The 17,556-nt window shown below is 56.1% G+C and carries 19 protein-coding genes and 1 pseudogene; 12 read left to right on the top strand and 8 right to left on the bottom strand.

The window, feature by feature from the left end; all coding sequences use genetic code 11:
- Positions 1-41: 41 nt before the first annotated feature.
- Positions 42-2,603, bottom strand: coding sequence for an ABC transporter permease (locus AC6I7T_RS31025; RefSeq protein WP_497795308.1), 2,562 nt, complete (start codon positions 2,601-2,603; stop codon positions 42-44).
- A 900-nt stretch (positions 2,604-3,503) separates the two neighbouring features.
- On the opposite strand from AC6I7T_RS31025, the gene AC6I7T_RS31020 reads away from it, so the two are divergent.
- From AC6I7T_RS31020 to AC6I7T_RS31000, 5 genes are all read left to right on the top strand, one after another.
- Positions 3,504-4,409 (top strand): tyrosine-type recombinase/integrase, encoded by a 906-nt coding sequence (locus tag AC6I7T_RS31020; RefSeq protein ID WP_497795307.1) that lies wholly within the window; start codon positions 3,504-3,506, stop codon positions 4,407-4,409.
- Positions 4,406-5,533, top strand: coding sequence for an IS91 family transposase (locus AC6I7T_RS31015; RefSeq protein WP_497795305.1), 1,128 nt, complete (start codon positions 4,406-4,408; stop codon positions 5,531-5,533). Before AC6I7T_RS31020 ends, AC6I7T_RS31015 begins: the two co-directional genes overlap by 4 nt.
- A 398-nt stretch (positions 5,534-5,931) precedes the next feature.
- A complete protein-coding gene (locus AC6I7T_RS31010) occupies positions 5,932-6,717 on the top strand; it encodes a hypothetical protein (protein WP_497795304.1) in 786 nt (261 codons plus the stop codon).
- Positions 6,718-6,981: 264 nt separating this feature from the next.
- Positions 6,982-7,548, top strand: a complete 567-nt coding sequence (locus AC6I7T_RS31005; protein ID WP_497795303.1) for a TetR/AcrR family transcriptional regulator — start codon at positions 6,982-6,984, stop codon at positions 7,546-7,548.
- Between the two features lie 89 nt (positions 7,549-7,637).
- Positions 7,638-8,462 carry an SDR family oxidoreductase gene (locus AC6I7T_RS31000; protein WP_497795301.1) on the top strand — a complete coding sequence of 275 codons (825 nt, stop codon included), beginning with the start codon at positions 7,638-7,640 and terminating at the stop codon, positions 8,460-8,462.
- A 170-nt stretch (positions 8,463-8,632) separates the two neighbouring features.
- On the opposite strand, the gene AC6I7T_RS30995 is transcribed toward AC6I7T_RS31000, so the two are convergent.
- From AC6I7T_RS30995 to AC6I7T_RS30985, 3 genes and pseudogenes are all read right to left on the bottom strand, one after another.
- A complete protein-coding gene (locus AC6I7T_RS30995) occupies positions 8,633-9,100 on the bottom strand; it encodes a nuclear transport factor 2 family protein (RefSeq protein ID WP_497795300.1) in 468 nt (155 codons plus the stop codon).
- Between the two features lie 51 nt (positions 9,101-9,151).
- Positions 9,152-9,895 (bottom strand): annotated as a pseudogene (locus tag AC6I7T_RS30990) (SDR family NAD(P)-dependent oxidoreductase).
- 121 nt (positions 9,896-10,016) lie between these two features.
- The gene (locus AC6I7T_RS30985; RefSeq protein WP_497795298.1) at positions 10,017-10,904 is read right to left on the bottom strand and encodes an NmrA family NAD(P)-binding protein; all 888 of its coding nucleotides are present in this window, start codon (positions 10,902-10,904) and stop codon (positions 10,017-10,019) included.
- Positions 10,905-10,995: 91 nt separating this feature from the next.
- Between AC6I7T_RS30985 and AC6I7T_RS30980 the strand changes: the two genes are divergently transcribed.
- Positions 10,996-11,604 carry a TetR/AcrR family transcriptional regulator gene (locus tag AC6I7T_RS30980; RefSeq protein WP_497795297.1) on the top strand — a complete coding sequence of 203 codons (609 nt, stop codon included), beginning with the start codon at positions 10,996-10,998 and terminating at the stop codon, positions 11,602-11,604.
- 186 nt (positions 11,605-11,790) lie between these two features.
- On the opposite strand, the gene AC6I7T_RS30975 is transcribed toward AC6I7T_RS30980, so the two are convergent.
- Positions 11,791-12,186 (bottom strand): winged helix-turn-helix transcriptional regulator, encoded by a 396-nt coding sequence (locus tag AC6I7T_RS30975; protein WP_497795296.1) that lies wholly within the window; start codon positions 12,184-12,186, stop codon positions 11,791-11,793.
- Positions 12,187-12,296: 110 nt separating this feature from the next.
- On the opposite strand from AC6I7T_RS30975, the gene AC6I7T_RS30970 reads away from it, so the two are divergent.
- From AC6I7T_RS30970 to AC6I7T_RS30945, 6 genes are all read left to right on the top strand, one after another.
- On the top strand, positions 12,297-12,728 hold the full coding sequence (locus tag AC6I7T_RS30970; RefSeq protein WP_497795294.1) for a nuclear transport factor 2 family protein: 432 nt from the start codon (positions 12,297-12,299) through the stop codon (positions 12,726-12,728).
- A gap of 12 nt (positions 12,729-12,740) precedes the next feature.
- Positions 12,741-13,349 carry an FMN-dependent NADH-azoreductase gene (locus tag AC6I7T_RS30965; protein WP_497795293.1) on the top strand — a complete coding sequence of 203 codons (609 nt, stop codon included), beginning with the start codon at positions 12,741-12,743 and terminating at the stop codon, positions 13,347-13,349.
- A gap of 264 nt (positions 13,350-13,613) precedes the next feature.
- Positions 13,614-14,066, top strand: a complete 453-nt coding sequence (locus AC6I7T_RS30960; protein WP_497795292.1) for a MarR family winged helix-turn-helix transcriptional regulator — start codon at positions 13,614-13,616, stop codon at positions 14,064-14,066.
- A 49-nt stretch (positions 14,067-14,115) separates the two neighbouring features.
- Entirely contained in the window at positions 14,116-14,688 is a 573-nt protein-coding gene (locus AC6I7T_RS30955) for an isochorismatase family protein (protein WP_497795290.1), read from the top strand.
- On the top strand, positions 14,685-15,014 hold the full coding sequence (locus AC6I7T_RS30950) for a hypothetical protein (RefSeq protein WP_497795289.1): 330 nt from the start codon (positions 14,685-14,687) through the stop codon (positions 15,012-15,014). Before AC6I7T_RS30955 ends, AC6I7T_RS30950 begins: the two co-directional genes overlap by 4 nt.
- Positions 15,011-16,240 carry an MFS transporter gene (locus AC6I7T_RS30945; protein ID WP_497795287.1) on the top strand — a complete coding sequence of 410 codons (1,230 nt, stop codon included), beginning with the start codon at positions 15,011-15,013 and terminating at the stop codon, positions 16,238-16,240. The genes AC6I7T_RS30950 and AC6I7T_RS30945 overlap by 4 nt, the downstream gene beginning before the upstream one ends.
- Here AC6I7T_RS30945 and AC6I7T_RS30940 read toward each other — a convergent pair.
- From AC6I7T_RS30940 to AC6I7T_RS30930, 3 genes are all read right to left on the bottom strand, one after another.
- Positions 16,176-16,697, bottom strand: a complete 522-nt coding sequence (locus AC6I7T_RS30940; RefSeq protein WP_497795286.1) for an AAA family ATPase — start codon at positions 16,695-16,697, stop codon at positions 16,176-16,178. The two genes, AC6I7T_RS30945 and AC6I7T_RS30940, sit on opposite strands and share 65 nt — an antisense overlap.
- 96 nt (positions 16,698-16,793) lie before the next feature.
- On the bottom strand, positions 16,794-17,024 hold the full coding sequence (locus AC6I7T_RS30935) for a hypothetical protein (RefSeq protein WP_497795284.1): 231 nt from the start codon (positions 17,022-17,024) through the stop codon (positions 16,794-16,796).
- A 237-nt stretch (positions 17,025-17,261) separates the two neighbouring features.
- On the bottom strand, positions 17,262-17,552 hold the full coding sequence (locus tag AC6I7T_RS30930; protein ID WP_497795282.1) for a hypothetical protein: 291 nt from the start codon (positions 17,550-17,552) through the stop codon (positions 17,262-17,264).
- Positions 17,553-17,556: the final 4 nt, after the last annotated feature.

The following is a 17,556-nucleotide window of genomic DNA, read 5'->3' as shown; positions in this document are numbered from 1 at the left end:
TCTCCGGAATTTGTGCGCACCGAACGATTGTTGTTGTCGGCCTACTCGGTGCGAAGAGCGTTCACAGGGTTGGTGGTGGCGGCTTTGTGCGCAGGAATCATCGAGGCTGTGAAGGCTGCTGCCGCGAGCGCGACCACGGCAAGAATCAGAACTATGGGATCATACGGCTTGACCGCGTAGAGTTGATTGGAGATTAGCCGTCCTGCGCCGATTGCTGCCGGAACCCCGATCACCAATCCGGCTCCAACCTGCGTGAATGCGGCGCGCAAAATCATGCCGAGAATTGTGCTGCGGTCCGCGCCAAGCGCCATCCGGATTCCGATTTCGCTGGTGCGTTGTTCTACGGCGTAGGCGGTCACGCCGTAGAGTCCCACGGCGGCGAGGATGAGGGCAAGTGCGCCAAACATGAGGGTCAGTTTGGCGATCATGTCCTGCTGGCTGAAGTCCCGGTGCAGGAGCTCTTGATAGTCCGTAAAGTCGATAAGCGACAGGTTGGGATCGATTTCGGTGATGGCGTTCCGTACCTGGGTTTCGAGATGGTCGGGTTTGCCCGCCACAGAAAAGATGAGGTTGTAGAGATAATGGGCCCCCATCTCGCCGGTGATCTCGGTCTTCTTGGTGTAGGGGGTGTGCTGGACTGCAGGCAGGAAGAACATGGCCCGCACCGGTTCCTTCATATCATTCAGCACGTAGCGCATGTCCGCCGCCACACCCACCACTTCGTAATCGCTGGCATGAGTCATTTCGTTCAGGCCGAAGTGCTTGCCAATGGGATTCTCACTCTTGAAGAATTTCTTCGCGAATGTCTCGTTGACGACGGCGACCAGCGGCGATTTGGCCGTATCCTGCTCGGTGATGGCCCTACCCATCACGATGGGGTTTTCAAGGGTGGAGAAGAAGCCGGGAGTGACGCGGGTCCAGGTCGCGCCAGTGTCATCAGCGGCATGCGGTTCCGGCTTACCCTGAATGCGAATACCTTCATTCCAGCTGTCGCCGCTCATAGGGGCATAGGTGGCGGCGGCGACTCCCTTGACGGCGGGAATGCGCTGCAAACGATCCAACATCTTTCTATAGAGCAAATCAAGTTGTTCTGGTTGGTATCCGGCGCGGTTGGGATCGATGGCTGCGAGGTAATGATCTTTGACCTCAAAGCCGAACTTCTGATGCTCAAGATTGCGCAGACTGAGACTTAACATGGTTGCGGCACTCAACAGAACGAGCGACACGGCTGCCTGCGCGATGACAAGGATTCTTTGTGGCCATTTTGCGCCGTGGGCGGTGGAACGATTGGCTCCGCGCAGAGCTTCAACGGGCTCAGCATGAGTTGTCATCCATGCTGGAGCGATTCCGAAGCAGATGCTGGTGAGCAAGGAAACGACGAGAGCGAACAGCAGAACGGGCACCGAGGGAGAAGCTTCAATCGGGATATAACTTTCGGGGCCGGAAAAGGTCAGATGCAGGATCAATGTGGTTCCGGAATAGGCAAAGGCCAAGCCCGCTGCGCCTCCCAATAGACCAATAAGGAGGCTTTCAACGAAGGCCTTGGTGATGAGGCGACGCCGCGACGCACCCAGCGCAACCCGCACCGAAGTCTGCTGGCGATTTCTCAATCCGCGCGCAAGCAAAAGATTGGCAAGATTGGCGCACGCGATCAAGAGCACGCAGCCGGCAGCTACCAGCAGGACAGTAAGGCCCTCCTGGAATTGCTCGCGCATCCCGGAGACACCGGTGCCCCCAGGGGTGAGGTGGAAGACTTGCTTCGGCAGATATTCTTTGTCCTGGGTGCCCATGTCGGGCAGGTGACTAGCTTGCCATTGGCGGAGTTCGAGCTTGAGTTGCGCTTCTAGAGCCTTGGGATCGGTGCCAAGCTTAACTCTGCCGATGATATCGAGCCAATTGGCATCGGGAAGATTTAGGCGAGCGCGATCGCCGCTGATAACCAATTCAGCGTTCAAGGGCATCCAGAAATCGGGATTGCCCCAGCCTCGTAGTTCTCCCCCGAAAAAGCCGGGGGCAGCGACGCCAACGATGGTGAAGGGCTTTCCGTTGAATTGGAATACTGAACCGACAACGGAGGGGTCGCTGGCGTACTTCGTTACCCATGTATGGTAAGTGATGACCGCGACCTGGGCTCGACCGGGCTGGTCGTCGGCGTCGGTAAAGACGCGTCCGATCCAGGCGCCAACGCCAAAGGTCCTGAAAAAGTTACCGGAGATAAATTGGCCACTGCGGGTATCGGCGGGCTGAGTAGTTCCGACACGGCGTACGCCCAACCCCGCGGTTCCACCCTGGAAAGCAGCCAGGTCGATGAATGCCGGGGTGTTTTCTCGAAAACGGTGATAGAGTTCGCCGTTGAACAGGGAGAACTCTTCCCACTGGGTGTAGCCGCCCCAGTTGCAGCAGTGCTCCTTGTCGCCGAAGCGGTAGAGTTCATCGGGTTTCGCCACAGGAAGGGATTTGAGAAGTACGGCATGCACCAGCGTGAAGATGGCGGTAGTGGCGCCGACTCCGAGAGCGACCGTGAGGATGGCGGTGATGGCGAAGCCAGGAGATTTGCGCAACTGACGCACCGCATGACGTAGGTCCTGAAAAAGATTGGTCACGAATCGCCTCCGTGCAAGGATTTCCCAGCTGGACACGGGCAATCGATCGGCCAAACCATTTATGCAATAACTCGCCTGTTTTCTGAAGAGAAATGAAAAGCGGAGCAAACCAAGACCTGGGACTTCGTCCAATCTCAGGATGATGTGTGCGAAAGTGAACAGTCACGCCTGGCCGGGCGGCTCAGGTTGCGACTCTCGGCAGCGACGGATAGATTTCCTAACCGAAGGGGCATAGTCCGATCTAATACGCGCATGGGAAGAGGCGACCAAGCACTGATCCGGCGTTTCTGTCCGGGGACAAAGAAGCTTACGGTATTCGGGGTCACTGCTCATGAATATCTGCATCGCTTCAAAAGGGACGTCGGATCTTCGAAGTAAGTTGGGTGCACCGACGCGCATACCGCCCATCGCCAGTTCGCTCAGTGGATTGGCCTATGTTTTGCGCAGGTGGACGTGTAGCGCGGTTATCTCTGAGTTCGGATAGCCGCCGTCGTCGGGGTTTGGCGAAGTGGGATACACGGCGTTTATCGAAACTGCCCCAGGGCATCATGTCGAAGCATCTGATCAGATTGCGTCTGCCGGGCACCAGTTTGTGATCAAGAGGCTTACTCCGCGTTTACCACACTATGGAGTGTCTTGCTCAATCAAACTGGAGGATCTGACGCAAGAACAATTTGTTTGCATGTTTTTCAGGAAAACTATCCGCAAACGAGCCAAATTCCAAGCCTCATCTTGACGTAAAGGCGCCCAATCGGACATCTGCCCGTAGGGAGCCGAAAACCGGCATCTTGGACTCGAAGCGGACTTGAACGAAGCCGCTGGCGCGGCGGACACTGCCTTGGCGTGCAGCTATGAGCAGCACTGGTTGAGGTAGGTTGATTCACAAGGAAGGAGATCCTTGTGACCAACTTACGCAAGCGGATGCTGGAAGAGCTCCAGCGGCGCAACTATTCACCGGCCACGATCCGTGGCTATTTACTTGCCGTTGAGCAGTTTGCTAAACACTTTGGAAAATCCCCCGACAAGCTGGGGCCCGACGAGCTCAGAAGCTATCAGGCCTATCTGCTCACGGAGCGCAAGCTAGCCGTGGGAAGTGTGGTGGGCCGGGTCGCCGCGCTGCGGTTCTTCTTTGTTCGTACCCTCAAGCGGCGCGACTTCTGGGAAGAGCTGCCTTATCCGAAGGACCCGAAGGATCGGCGCCGACTGCCGACAGTGCTCAGCCTGGACGAGGTCGCCCAGCTCATTGATGCCGCCGGCAACCTCATGCAACGCGCCCTGCTGATGACGCTTTACGGCACGGGCATGCGGCGGACCGAGGTATCGCTGCTCAAGGTGAGCGACATCGACAGCAGGCGCATGATGATCCGCGTGGAGCGCGGCAAGGGTGGCGGCGGTCGCGACATCCCACTCAGTCCGGCTCTTCTGGAGACGTTGCGAGAGTATTGGCGCTGGAAGAAGCCTCGCATCTACCTTTTCCCCAGCAGTACAGGCCACCGCGGACAAGACAGACCCATGTCGGACAAGGTTGTCTGGTACGTCTGTAAAGAAACCGCCCGCTATGCGGGTATCAAGAAGCACGTAACGCCTCACACCCTGCGCCACAGCTGGGCGACGCACTTGCTTGAAGCCGGAACAGACCTGCGCACCATCCAGGTCCTGCTCGGCCATGTGGACCTGGAGACCACGGCCAGGTATCTCCATCTGTCACAACGACACCTGCAGGCGGTATCGAATCCGCTGGAGCATCTGCAACTTTCCAGCGTCAGGCAGGTATCCCGCGAGTATCACCGGAAAACAGATAAGTGACCCGGCCTGCCGTGGAGGTGGCCGACATCCTTCGCGTCCAGGGTGACAGCTTTCGAGAACAGAACCGCTCCTGGCTTGGCTACCAGCAGCTCAGCGTGCTGCGGGCCATCACCAGATGCCGCACTGCTGCGCTCGGAGGTCATCTGGACTCCTGCCCGCGATGCGATCTTCAGGCTATCTCATATAACTCGTGCCGCAACCGGCACTGCCCGAAGTGTCAGGCTCAGGCGCGCCAGCGCTGGCTCGCGCGGCGAGAGCAGGACCTGCTTCCCGTACCCTACTTCCATGTCGTCTTTACTCTGCCTCATGCGTTGAACCCGCTGTGTCAGCGACATCCCAGGCTACTGTACGATCTGTTGTTCCGCGCCACCGCCGAGACCATGCTTGAAGTCGCAGCCGATCCCAGGCATCTCGGAGCCAGGATCAGTTTCCTCAGCATCCTGCACACCTGGGGACAGAACCTGCGCTTGCATCCGCACCTCCACTGCGTTATTCCCGCCGGCGGTTTCGACCCAGACTACTCGCGCTGGGTTCATCCCAAGTATGCTTTCTTCCTGCCCGTGAAGGTGCTGAGCCGTGTCTTCCGCGGCAAGTACCTCGCGCTACTCCAGCGCGCGCTGCGGCAGCGCTGCATCGACTGTCCTTCAATACTCGTGCGCGCCCTGCTCAAGGACGACTGGGTGGTCTATGCCAAGCCTGCCTTCGGAGATCCCGTTCGCGTGCTGAGCTATCTCGGCCGCTATACCCATCGCGTCGCCATCAGCAACCAGCGTCTGCTCAGCTTCGATGGTCACCACGTACGCTTCCGATGGAAAGACTACGCACATGGCAACAAGCAGCGCATCATGACGCTCACCGCAAACGAGTTCCTGCGCCGCTTCTGCCAACATGTGCTGCCCAGGGGCTTCGTCCGCATCCGCCACTTCGGCTATCTCGCCAACGCTCGCCGGGATGTTCTCATCGCGCTCGCTCGCCAGCAGCTTGCCTGTCAGCCTCCCGCAACTTCTCATCTCAACAACTCTTCGCAAGCTACCTGGCGTTGCCCGCGCTGCGGAGCCAACATGAACATCGGTCCCAACCTCACTGCGCAACAACTGGCATTTCGATGTCCCGACACTTCATGATTCCAAATCCATCCAACGGCCCGCGAAGATATGACCTCATGTCTCGGGGCATCTGCGTCTTCAGAGCGAACCTGCGAACTTCTCACCAATTCCTTCTCGCATGCAGTTCACAATATCGCTCCTTCCTGAACGATGTATCGGCCTTCCCGTCTTATCCAACCTGGCTCTTCCAGCCTCTTTGCCGCAACCATGCGGGCCAATTGGCCATCGTAGCTCCATAGCAGCGCCCACCACTGCCACCGCCTTCCTTCTAGTCTCCTTATCGGAAATGCTTCGGGGCCGCAGCTGCGGTAAAGGGATTTGGCTGCGCGGATTCGCCCCGAAGCATTTCCGATCAAGGCTAACGACTTTTAGGACAATCCAGCACATCTTAGTGCAATTTCCGAATTGTCGGAACAATGGCAGATCGCCTTTTTTTAAATAGAATCAGATGCATCATCACTTTGGGCCGATCGAATGAGCATGCCCAAGGAAAGTCAGAGTTCCAAAGAATGAAATTTTGTATTTTTTTGATGTCTGCTTTGTTTACGTGCTCGATTTCAGTCAGGTCGCAGACGGTCGAGACGCCTCGGATTTCGATCGAAAAAGAAGCTCACCACAGCCTGGCGTTTGAAAACGACCGCCTACGGGTTTTCCATCTTCAGTTGCAACCAGATGAAGTAACGAAAACTCATCTGCACCCCTCGTTTTACGCCTATTTCTCGCTACGGCAGGTAACGATTTCAAACGAGGTCGCAGGCCATGCTCCAGTTATCACCCAGCTTGAACAGGGAGAACTTCGTACCTCAAAGGGTGGGTTTCATGTGGCCGAACGGAACAAATCCAACGAACGGGCGGATGTCTTCGTTGTCCAACCTGTAAAAGTGGTTGGAGATGGGTTCGTAGGGCCCCTTGCGATTCCCATGCACGAAGCCGGAATCATCGAGCGGTACGCCGGGCCGACCATGCGAGTGTATACCGTAGCAATTGGATCCGGCGGTCGACTAGAAGAACATACAGAGGCGTACGATGCTCTTGCTATTGCTATAACTGATTCAAGCATTCGCGAAGTTATACCGGGAAAAGGCTCCGTAGATTGGAACATGAAAGCCGGAGAGACTAAATGGATTCCGCGGGGAACGACCCATTCCGAAACAAACCTGGGGTCCACTACCACTGTTCTTATGGTGTTCGAGCTTAATTAGGGAAAGCGGGAGGCGGGCAGTATAGCGGAGGTGTGATCGCCGTCGCTGATACTGCCCTGACGTGATAGCTCGCCATAAGTCTTAGTGCGGTTTCGGAGTAACCGGGCCGACTAATTTGGCTCATCCGAACACAAAATCAAAACGGGCACCGATTGGCCGGTTATGGCGATTTTGCATAAATAGATCGTGAACACGGGATGTGTGCAATCCAATGCGATCATTTGATACTTGACTGTCTAGACACTTACATCGTACGATTGATTTGTGCCAAGGCCTCGCAGCGACGACAAGCGAAATCGAATTCTGGATGCGGCAACGCGCGTCATCGTCACACAAGGATTGAGCGCGCCGACGATGGGGATTGCTAAAGAAGCTGGTATTGCCAACGGTTCGCTGTTCACCTATTTCGAAACCAAGTCGGAGCTCTTTAACCAGTTGTACCTTGAATTGAAGCAGGAGATGGCGTCCGTCGCCATGAAGGATTTTCCAGCGGAGGCCGAACTTCGAGAACAGTTCTTCCACATCTGGCGAAATTGGGGCAACTGGGCGGTTCGCTTCCCTGAGAAACGGAAAGCGTTGGCGCAACTCACGGTTTCGGATGAGATTACGCCTGAAACCCGTATGGCGGGGCACAAGATGATGGCTGCCATCGGTGCTTTGCTGGAACGCATTCGCGTTGCCGGGCCTATGCGTAGGGTCCCAATGAGCTTTGTTGCCGCACTCATGAACTCGGTTGCCGACGCAACCATGGATCAGATGATTCAGGATCCAGGGCACGCAAAGACTCACTGCAAAAACGGCGTGGAAGCTTTGTGGAGAATGCTCGCGTAATTCTTCTCTCTGTAGATGACTGTCCAGACAGAAAACAACAAAAGACGAGCCTGACGAACGCTGGAAATCATGGAATGCCCGGAGTGCTTATGAAAATGTCCAACAACACGATCCTCATCACCGGTGGAACCAGTGGCATCGGTTACGCGCTTGCCGCTCAGTTGCTCGAGCGTGGAAATACGGTCCTCATCACTGGAAGAACAGAAGAGAAACTGGCGACGGTTCGCCAGTCTCTACCGGGCGTTCACACCTATATCAGCGACGTCAGCGATCCAGCGGCAATCAGGCAGCTCTACTCCGATGTTACCCGCGCGTTTCCAGACCTCAATGTCCTCATCAATAACGCAGGGATTGGCCTGAAGCGTAACCTGAACGACACCACGGGCCCGCTAGAGGATCTGGATAGGGAAATCAAAACCAACTTGATCGGCCCCATTCAGATGATCAATCAGTTTCTGCCCCAGTTAAAGCGCCAGAAAACGGCTGCGATCGTGAATGTCAGTTCGGGGCTCGCGTTCGTTCCGCTGGCGGTGAAGCCGATCTACTGCGCGACCAAGGCGGGCGTGCACTCGTACACGCAGTCTCTTCGCGTGCAGTTGAAAAACTCGTCGGTCAAAGTCGTCGAGCTTGCACCGCCGGCGGTAAAAACCAATTTCAACAAGGGGCAGGAGGAATTAAATTCCTCCGCGGCCATGGACGTGAACAAATTCGCGAAAGCGTCTATACGCGGCCTGGAGCGCGGCCAGGAAGAGATACTGCCGGGATTGAGCCCGGTGGCACGCTTGATAGGGCGCGTGGCGCCTCACACGGTCTTTATGAAGGCTGAAGCTGAGCGAATGATCGCGGAAGGCGAAAAAGACGCAAAGCTTGCGGTGAGCGTCATGATGCGCTGCAGGAAGCGCGGGACGAGGTAGTCTCTCAACCTTTCAACAAAACGTTGAATATGTTGTCGACGAAGAGGTTCGCCGAGTCACTCACCGACGCATGTCCGCGCACAGATCGGCTTCCAAAGGCCAACTCGGCATGGCCCTTGAGGTATCAGCCATTGCCGTCAATATTTAAAGCGGGTCCTTGCGACGAAGCGCTAGCGGCTCTCAGCGGAAGACGCTTCCTCGATCAGCTTCTCGTTGCCTGTTTGGAAGGTTACTTCCATCAAGAGCCGTGTCACCTTCCATGTGCCAGAGTCTTTGACAAGTTCGTGTTCGTATCGGTTATAGATCATCCACTCTTCCCCGGTGTCAGTTCTTCTGTGTAAAGCTCGTCCGTACGAGCTCGCCCTGGCCGTGTCACCTTCGATGAGGATGTCGAAGTTCGTAAACATATGCTGGGTCTTGAGCTTGGCATATTGCTGTTCAGCCCAACCAACAAGATCATCCGCCTTGATGGTTTGAGAAGGCTTAACACCACCGAAGTCGATGGTCACTTCGTCTGCAAACAATTGGCGGTGTTCCGACCACCTCTTCTGGTCGGAGAAGATGCCGATTCTTGATATCGTTTGCTGAATAAGAAGGATGTCTAAAGCCTGTTCTGCGATCGCGACGGCATTAGTCATGATGTTCTGCTCCTAGTGAGCCAGTGGCCCAGTTGCTGTTCGAGTAAGGTCTTAATCAGGCAGACTGATGCCGGAGATCTCTTTGCATGCGGAGATGAGTGAGTCTTGAGCCGCCTCGTCTTCCGCACTGGGATTCACCTCTCGTGGTTTGAGGTGGTAGAAGTAGCGTCCACTCACTCGCGCCGCTAGATCATCCCCCGTTGCCAGCCACGCTTGCGTCAGGTAGGCCTGGTCCGCCCATCTTTGTAGCGACCCAGCCAGGCTCCAGCGCGTTGGAATACACATCCTTCCACCTCCGCGCTATGGCAAACGCGAGCGTCACGTCATAAAGCTCGCTGAATAAGCCTCCGTTCCATTCCAGGGGCGCTCCGTCCACAACAGATCCTCAAGGTGCGCTTTCGCGCTCCGGTGCAAGCCTGAGCTGAGATAGATCAGCCGATCAGGTCTGGTGATGAGAGCTGTGAGTATGTAGGGCGCCAGAACGTTGATCGCGAAGACATGAGGCAGACCGTCTTCAGTCTGAACTCGCATGGGGTCCTGGTAACCTACAGCGACGTTGTGAATGATCGCGTCGAAGCGTCCACACTGATTGGCTTCATTCGCCACCTCACAGGTACCCCTGATCGTCGTCACGTCCCCAATAACAACTCGGACTCCCGGCAATTCCTGCCGAACGTCATCGGCCCGACGCTTATTCCTCGCGTGGAGGACTACTTCGTGTTGTTGCTTTAGCAGCAGTCGTCCTGCCATAAGCCCAAGCCCATCGGCCGATCCGGTGATGAAAATGCGCGACATTGTTCTCCTCTCAATTATGCTTCTCTGTTCTTCGCAAGAACTAAGCATTCCGACGGATGGTGACTGTCTCTTCAGGTGGAGTTGCACCTCGTCAGGTCACGTGACGAGATGCAGTCGACGCCTATTGGCCATTCTTCAAACGGTCCTTTAGCCACTTTGAGAATGCTTCAGCCGTCGTAGGTCCATTGAAGACCTCAGTTCCTTCGTTGCCAAAGTGAATCCAGCCGGAGTTGAAGCTCTTCACCATTTCCATATACAAACCGGTTCTGTCCGCTGGCATGCCCATCCCTTCGAGAAGGTTCTGCCAGGTGTCCTCCGGTAGGTGTACCGGCTTCACGTCACGACCGAGAGTCTGCCCAAACGCAGCTGCTGTCTCATAGAGATCCGTGCCGCCCCTCGGTCCGTCCACCTCGATGACGCGTTCTCCAGTCCAGTCTTCCTGAAGCACCTGTGCTCCGATCAGACCGATGTCGCGCGTGGCGACGAGCGGGAACTTTCGATCCAGTGGGCCGTAGAAGAATGGCATCTCCCCCGTGCTGCGGATGTGGTCGAGCGCACCCAGCCAGTTCTCCATAAAGCTGCCCGCACGCAGGTAGGCGATTGGAAGATCCAGCGTACGTGTGGCCACTTCGAACAGATGCGTTGCGGTGATAAGCCCAAGCCCCTTCGTCTGTTCAGAACCGATGGAAGAAAGGAACACCGCCTTGCCCGGTTTTGCCGCTTCGATTGCAGACCGAATCGCCTCGATAGTTTCCTTCTGTTCGGCCAGATCCGGGGCGGGTGCGAAGTTAGGCGGAATCATCGCAAACACGCCTTCGGCTCCCCTGAACGCTTCCTTCAGAAGCAGCCTATCGTTGAAATCCGCTTGGACCAACTCGACGCCGCGCTGTGCCCATGACTTTGCCTTCTCGGGGTTTCTCACTATCCCGCGGACCGCTTTTCCGGCCGCGAGCAGGTTTTCTGCAATCGCACCGCCTACGTTGCCTGTAATTCCCATGATCGTGAACATCGTCGTCCACCTCCTATACAAGTAGATACTTGTATCTTGTGTTTAGATGCAAGTGTTTGCTTATATACTACGAGTCTGCGAAAATCAGCTGATGCCGGTTTTTGATCCAAACCGAAAGCGAAATGCACGTGGAGAGCAACGGCGGGATGATCTTCTGCGTGCAGCAGCGGCGGTTTTCGGTCGACTGGGTTATCACGAAACCACGACGAATGCCATTGCAGCAGAAGCAGGCGTTTCGCCGGCGACCCTCTATCAGTTCTTTCCGAATAAAGAGGCGCTTGCGAGTGCTCTAGCGGAGCGATACGCACGTGAGATGGCAGATGCGGAACGAGCGATTGAAGCCGAGGAGCATCTCGGGTTCGGGGAAGGTGTCGGTAAATTGTTGGACTTCTGTATGGACTATAACCGTAAACGTCCGGAGTTCCACACACTGGTGCTCGACGCTCCTCTTTCGGATGCGGCACGTGAAGAGAAGAAAGCATTGGGACGCGTTTTCGTCGAGTTCATTGCGGCGCGGCTTCGGAAGGAAAAGCCGACCTTAACGCGCACAGAAGCTGAACAACACGGGGAGGTAGCGCTCATGATTTTCCGGGGTATTCTGGACGAACTGAGTCGAGCGACGCGTCGCAGCCGCCCGCGCCTGCAGCAGGCAATGCACGAGGCGGTGCTTCGCTACCTTTTGCCTGTGATCACACGGTAACGAGTACCTTGGAGATCCCGAAATCGGCAGATCTTCCGTTGTTCTTTACTTCAGAACAACCCTTATGGGAATGTCTCAGCGAACACGTGCTGGAGCGAGCGAAGAAACAATTTGAACATTGGCAGACTCGCACTCCAAGATCGGTAGATAAACCAGTCGTCTTCACCTACAGCTAGCAGGTGGAGGTTATCTGGAATCGTACCTGACCTGCGCATTTCTAACCCGCTCCCAATTTGCTTTGGCCCAATCGACCAATCCTTGCGTGGGGCGAAGCAGACTCCTTCCAAGACCTGTGATTTCGTACTCTACGCGCGGCGGCACCTCCGGAAAAAGTTCACGTATCACCAACCCATCCCGTTCGAGATTCTTGAGCGTGATTGACAGCATCCGCTGTGAGATCCCCGGAATCGCTCGTTCGAGCTCGGAGAATCGGGCGCGTCCGCCGAGCAGGTCAAGCGAAAGAATCAGGAAGATACTCCACTTGTCGCCAATCTTCGTCAAGAGTTCTCTGACCGCCATCGGATCCGAGCTTTTGCAGACAGCCGCAGGGTCCAGAGAGCCAGTTTTGCCCGGTTTCTTCATGGCTTACCTCGGTGTTAGCTACTGATGTTAAAGTGCCTTCTTGTTTGAGAGTAGCTTCTCATTTTACAGTCACTTCGTTGATCATCGTCAATCAAGCGGAGAGCTTCGAAATGCCAACAACAAAATACGCTGCCTACAAAGGCGCCGCGCCCTACTTCAGCCTGGTTCGACGGGCGTTGGGCGACCTCGTCGATGGAGAGCACTTCTTCGACATCGTGAACGACGCCACTATCTACGAGGTTTTATATGACCTAGGCTGGCCGCGCGTCATTCGTGGACGAAGCGATCTGATGAATGCATTCATGGGCTATGTCGAGACCATCAAGCTGCAATCCGCAGACAACCTGGTGGTTCACACCACAGACTCAGGGCGTGTCGTTGTCATTGAATACGAGGTCCACGGAACCATCCTCGCGACAGGCGCGAGATACGACAATCGGTTTTGCTCCGTCATCAGGATCGAGGGCCGGAAGATTGCGCACTGGAGAGACTATATGGACTCTCATGCGGCGTGGAATGCCTTAACGCCGAGTGCTCGCTGAAAGGAGATCGCCATGAAGAAGATTTTGATGATTGACGTGAGCCCCCGAGGCAAAGACTCGGCAAGTCGAGCTGTCGCCGATATACTCGCCGCTCGCCTCATCCATCTCTATCCACATGCAAAGCTTTTGCGTCATGACCTCACGGCTGAGCAACTGCCGCATTTGGATGGCGTCACCCTCCGTGCCATTACGACAAAGGATCCGGCAGAGGCGGACAGCCTGAAGATAGCGGCCCGCCAATCGGACCAACTGATCGAGGAGCTTCTGGAATCCGATCTCCTGGTTGTGGCGACGCCGATGTGGAACTTCGGCATCCCCTCCGCCCTCAAAGCCTGGATCGATCTGGTTGTCCGGCCCTGCAGAACCTTCCGGTATGCCGATGGCGTCGTGCACGGGCTGGCAAAGGACAAGAAGGCCATTCTGGTGATTGCTTCCGGCGGCGTCTTTACGGAAGGCCCGTGGCGTCCGTGGGACTTTGTCGAGCCTTACTTGCGCCAGATCCTGGGGTTCATCGGCATCGTGGACGTGCAAACGGTTCGAGTCGAAGGGATGAATATCCCGCCGCTGGCGACGGCCGCCGTGCAAAAGGCTAACCAGGCTGTCGAACAGTTCGTTTTGTAGGGATTTGCGCCCGTCACCGACGTCCGCTGCACCACCAGTTCCGTTTCGACGGGCGTTGCCGGACACCTCGGTTCTCCTATTGCCAACAGGCCGAATCACTCAGATGAGGGTCCTTGAAGTCACCACCGTTAGCATCGGACCCGTGGTCAGCGCGGATCAGCTCCGAGGGCTAAAGTTTCGCACAGCCGAAATGTCGCTATTTATGCAAGGTATTTTTTACAGGTTACCTTTACAGATAAACTGTATATATGCCACACTGGTTCAGTGAGCCATTCTGCCTCCCCCTCTGACACCGAACTCGCTTCCGCAATCGCACTTGAGGTCCGTACGGTATTCCGCAAGATCAAGCGGCATCTACGCGAACAAGGGCAACACGGCGACCTGACACCGTCGCAGATATCCGTTGTGCATCGTCTGGAAGAAGGCGGGCCGGCCACGGTATCCGGTCTTGCACGGGCTGAAGGCATGCGCCCGCAATCCATGAGCGCGGTGATGACGCCGCTGCAGGAAGCAGGCCTCGTCCATGGTGCGCCCGACCCGAATGACGGAAGACAAACTCTGATGTCTCTCACACCTAAATGCCTCAAGTGGCTCAAAGAGAGTCGCGCCGCGCGGCAAGACTGGCTCACGAAGCGAGTCGCGCTCAAGCTCTCTGCTCGCGAGCAGGAAAAACTACGCGCATCCCTAGAATTGCTGACGAAACTTGTTGAAGATTGACCTCACCGCCCTGCTCCATAAGAGCCATTCCGTCTTCGGAGGACAAGCCATGCCCCTAACCGCTCTCGATCCCGTCACTGCACTCATCGTTGTTGACCTGCAGAAAGGCATAGCCGGTCATCCACTCGTCCACCCGCTCCCCGGAATCGTTAAGGGGACTCGAGAACTGATCGATGCTTTTCGCGAAAACAACCTGCCCGTTGTGTTGGTCAATGTAGCGGGACGAGCGCCGGGGCGTACGGAACAGGGCTCGCGCAGCAGCCAAACATTCACCGAAGGGTGGACCGAGCTTCTGCCTGAGTTAGGGCAGCAATCGACCGATATTACTGTTACGAAGCGCAGTTGGGGAGCGTTCGCAACAACCGATCTGGAAGCCCAACTCAAGGCAAAAGGCGTCACCCAGGTCGTCGTAACCGGAGTGGCAACGTCAGGCGGTGTCGAGGCAACCGCGCGTCAGGCTTATGAGCAGGGTTTCAACGTGACTCTCGCCCTCGATGCGATGACCGATGTCCGTCAAGAGGCGCATGCATACAGCATCGCAAATGTCTTTCCCCGCCTTGGCGAAACCGGCTCTACCCCGGAGATCCTCTCTCTGCTAATCAAACGGAGCGTTACAGTATGAACTGGCTTCCTTTTGTCTCGTACTTCTTCGGCGGTGCCTTTGCAGCCAACGCCATCCCTCATTTTGTCTCGGGCACCATGGGCCGTGCCTTCCAGAGCCCCTTCGCGAAGCCGCCGGGCAAAGGACTCTCCTCTTCAACTGTGAATGTTCTTTGGGGGTTCTTGAACGCAAGCGTTGCTTATTTTCTGATTGTGCGCGTCGGAGAGTTCCATCTTCGGTCGTTGCCCCACATTTTCGCGCTCGGTCTGGGCGCGCTGCTCATCAGCACGTTCAGCGCGCGGCACTTCGGGCAGTTCCACGGTGGCAATACGTCCACCCGGGTATGACCAATCTCGCATCCGGTACGTTCCGTTCCCTGAGGAGCTTCAACTTCCGCTTGTGGACGGCTGGCGCCCTGATTTCGAATGTCGGCACTTGGATGCAGCGCGTCGCGCAGGACTGGCTCGTACTAACGCAGTTGACCCATCATAATGCGGCCGCGCTGGGCATTGTCATTGGCCTGCAGTTCGCTCCGTTCCTTCTCCTCTTACCCTGGACGGGATTGGCCGCGGATCGCTTCAATCAGCGCAAGCTTCTGATGTTCACCCAAGCAGCGATGGGCGTGCTTGCGCTTATCCTCGGGGCGCTTACCCTCGGTGGAGTCGTCCTGCTTTGGCATGTGTATTTGCTGTCGTTTCTGTCCGGCTGCGCTGCGGCTCTCGATGCTCCGGTAAGGCAAACATTCGTGGCGGAGATGGTCGGCGATGAAGATCTCTCGAATGCGGTGGCGTTGAATTCAACGTCATTTACCGCAGCCCAGATGATCGGACCCGCTGTCGCAGGCTTAGTGATCGCAGACGTCGGAATGGCATGGGCCTTTCTTCTGAATGGGCTCTCGTTTGCGGCAGTACTTCTTTCGATGTCTTTCTTTCGGCTCTCGGAACTGCACAGAAGCGCCAGAGCGCATCGCACTGCATCCGGATTTCGGGAAGGTCTTCGCTACGTGTGGAAGAGGTGGGATCTCAGGGCGATCCTCATGATGCTGTTTCTGATTGGCACCTTCGGTCTGAATTTTCCCATCTTCATCGCCACTATGGCCGTGAATGTCTTCCACTCCGATGCGCGCGCATTCGGCCTGCTCTCCTCGTTGATGGCTGTGGGCACTATCTCGGGAGCTTTGTTCGCCGCCAATCGGCGGAGACAAACCTTGTCGTCTCTTATGACCGCGGCGGGTGTATTTGGGCTTGGTTGTTCGCTGGGTGCGTTCGCGCCAGGATACTGGTGGTTTGCGGCCTCTCTCATGATCATGGGCGCGGCTGGCCTGATCTTCGGCAACGGCACCAACAGCATCATGCAACTCTCGACAGAACCGGCAATGCGAGGCAGGGTGATGGCCCTGCGTGTCGCGATCGCACTGGGAGGAACCCCAATTGGCGCACCGATCACCGGGTGGGTTGCCAACCACTTCGGCCCGCGCTGGTCGCTCGGCATTGGCGCTGGGGCGGGATTCAGCGCCGCAGCGGCCGCCGTCTACGTTCTGAGTCGTCGCGAAGAGCGGCAGCTCGCACAGTAGTTGAGCGATCAAAATCGATGGACGCTAAATCGCACTCATCGACACACCTTGAGCCACATGGCTGTGTAGTCGCCTGCGGGTCATTTGACAGCAAGGCTCTAAGCAGAGACCCGGCGATGAAGAAGTCAAGCGAACTGATTTCCTTGGCCAGAGCTTTCCAATCCGGTGTCGCATTTCGAGTAGCGAGTCCAAGATATAGGCGCTGAAGCGATTCGTCGAACTTGCCAATCGCGTGTGCCGGGGTGATTCCCTCAAGACACTGTAACCGCTCAAGGGGCACGTTCATCGCCCTCTGAACGGCGTAGGCCAACTCTGTTTTGCCACTGCCCGCCGGGCCTTCGAGCAGAAGAGGCTTGTGCAGCTGATCTGCCAGGTAGACCGTTGTCGCCGTAACCGGATCGGTAATGTAGCCGACCAAAGAAAGAGCATCAAGTGTCTGGGATGGACTTTCGAACACCTGCCACCTCCGCACAGTCATCTGCGCTGAGGTGAGTGTGAGAAACAATCGGTCTTCGGTCAAACTTCTCGCCGGCGATCGCAGTCCAGTTTGTATCTACTGCGCACGAGAGAATTGTATCTGGCCATTGCTATCCGCCTTACCGCCCACCTTGCTAAACCCGAATCCAACGGTACCCGTCAGCTTGTCCCCATCCGCCCGTCCATCGAAGCTAAAGTGCGCTTTGCTCAAAGTCGAATCCGAATCGCCTTCCAGATTGACCTTGCCATCCTCGCCGACCACACCGATGCGGAGAGGTATGCGGTAGGTACTGTCCTTAATGAGCACAAGGGTAGCCTCCCCTGAACATTGCCGCCAGTCTGCATCAACATGAGCGGAATCTCTGACGGGGCCGTCTGGGTGTGAGGCCTTGGATTGAGTATTATCGAATAACTTGCATTCAGTTGATCAGAACCATGTCACTTACCGCAATCTGTGGTGGACCAGACTTACAACCCGCCAGAAACAGAGCGGCAAGGAGAATAGGAGCAGCCGATCCTGACTTCATTTCAATCACCTCCGTATTTACATCGTGTAACCACCTTCGCTTTCGCGAAATGCCTTTTCCATCTCGTCAATAATGAGAGTTACCTGTTGCCGCGCAGCATCGAACCCTTGAGTTCCATAGGCCTTTAGACACTGAGCGACAAATGCCTGGCCTAGTGCAACAGGGTAAGCGGAAGGATCACAGTCAGGATGTTCGTCGGCAAATGTTTCAACCATTTGAAGAAATGTATCCTGCAACGCTTCCACCATGCGCTTGGTAGATTCAAGACGCCGGTTTTCTTCTTCCTCAGAAAAATGTCTTCGCATCATAGTG

The sequence above is a fragment of the Humiphilus diazotrophicus genome (assembly GCF_059726315.1).
The sequence above is the reverse complement of the archived record's forward strand: the minus strand, read 5'-3'. Positions and strand labels throughout refer to the sequence as shown.

Excerpts from the sequence above, each read along its gene's own strand:
- AC6I7T_RS30980 (WP_497795297.1), top strand. The coding sequence starts at position 10,996 with ATGCCGGTTTTTGATCCAAACCGAAAGCGAAATGCACGTGGAGAGCAA.
- AC6I7T_RS31010 (WP_497795304.1), top strand. The coding sequence starts at position 5,932 with ATGGCAGATCGCCTTTTTTTAAATAGAATCAGATGCATCATCACTTTG.
- AC6I7T_RS30995 (WP_497795300.1), bottom strand. The coding sequence starts at position 9,100 with ATGACTAATGCCGTCGCGATCGCAGAACAGGCTTTAGACATCCTTCTT.
- AC6I7T_RS30945 (WP_497795287.1), top strand. The coding sequence starts at position 15,011 with ATGACCAATCTCGCATCCGGTACGTTCCGTTCCCTGAGGAGCTTCAAC.
- AC6I7T_RS31000 (WP_497795301.1), top strand. The coding sequence starts at position 7,638 with ATGAAAATGTCCAACAACACGATCCTCATCACCGGTGGAACCAGTGGC.
- AC6I7T_RS30975 (WP_497795296.1), bottom strand. The coding sequence starts at position 12,186 with ATGAAGAAACCGGGCAAAACTGGCTCTCTGGACCCTGCGGCTGTCTGC.
- AC6I7T_RS30965 (WP_497795293.1), top strand. The coding sequence starts at position 12,741 with ATGAAGAAGATTTTGATGATTGACGTGAGCCCCCGAGGCAAAGACTCG.
- AC6I7T_RS30930 (WP_497795282.1), bottom strand. The coding sequence starts at position 17,552 with ATGATGCGAAGACATTTTTCTGAGGAAGAAGAAAACCGGCGTCTTGAA.
- AC6I7T_RS30970 (WP_497795294.1), top strand. The coding sequence starts at position 12,297 with ATGCCAACAACAAAATACGCTGCCTACAAAGGCGCCGCGCCCTACTTC.
- AC6I7T_RS30955 (WP_497795290.1), top strand. The coding sequence starts at position 14,116 with ATGCCCCTAACCGCTCTCGATCCCGTCACTGCACTCATCGTTGTTGAC.
- AC6I7T_RS30985 (WP_497795298.1), bottom strand. The coding sequence starts at position 10,904 with ATGTTCACGATCATGGGAATTACAGGCAACGTAGGCGGTGCGATTGCA.
- AC6I7T_RS30950 (WP_497795289.1), top strand. The coding sequence starts at position 14,685 with ATGAACTGGCTTCCTTTTGTCTCGTACTTCTTCGGCGGTGCCTTTGCA.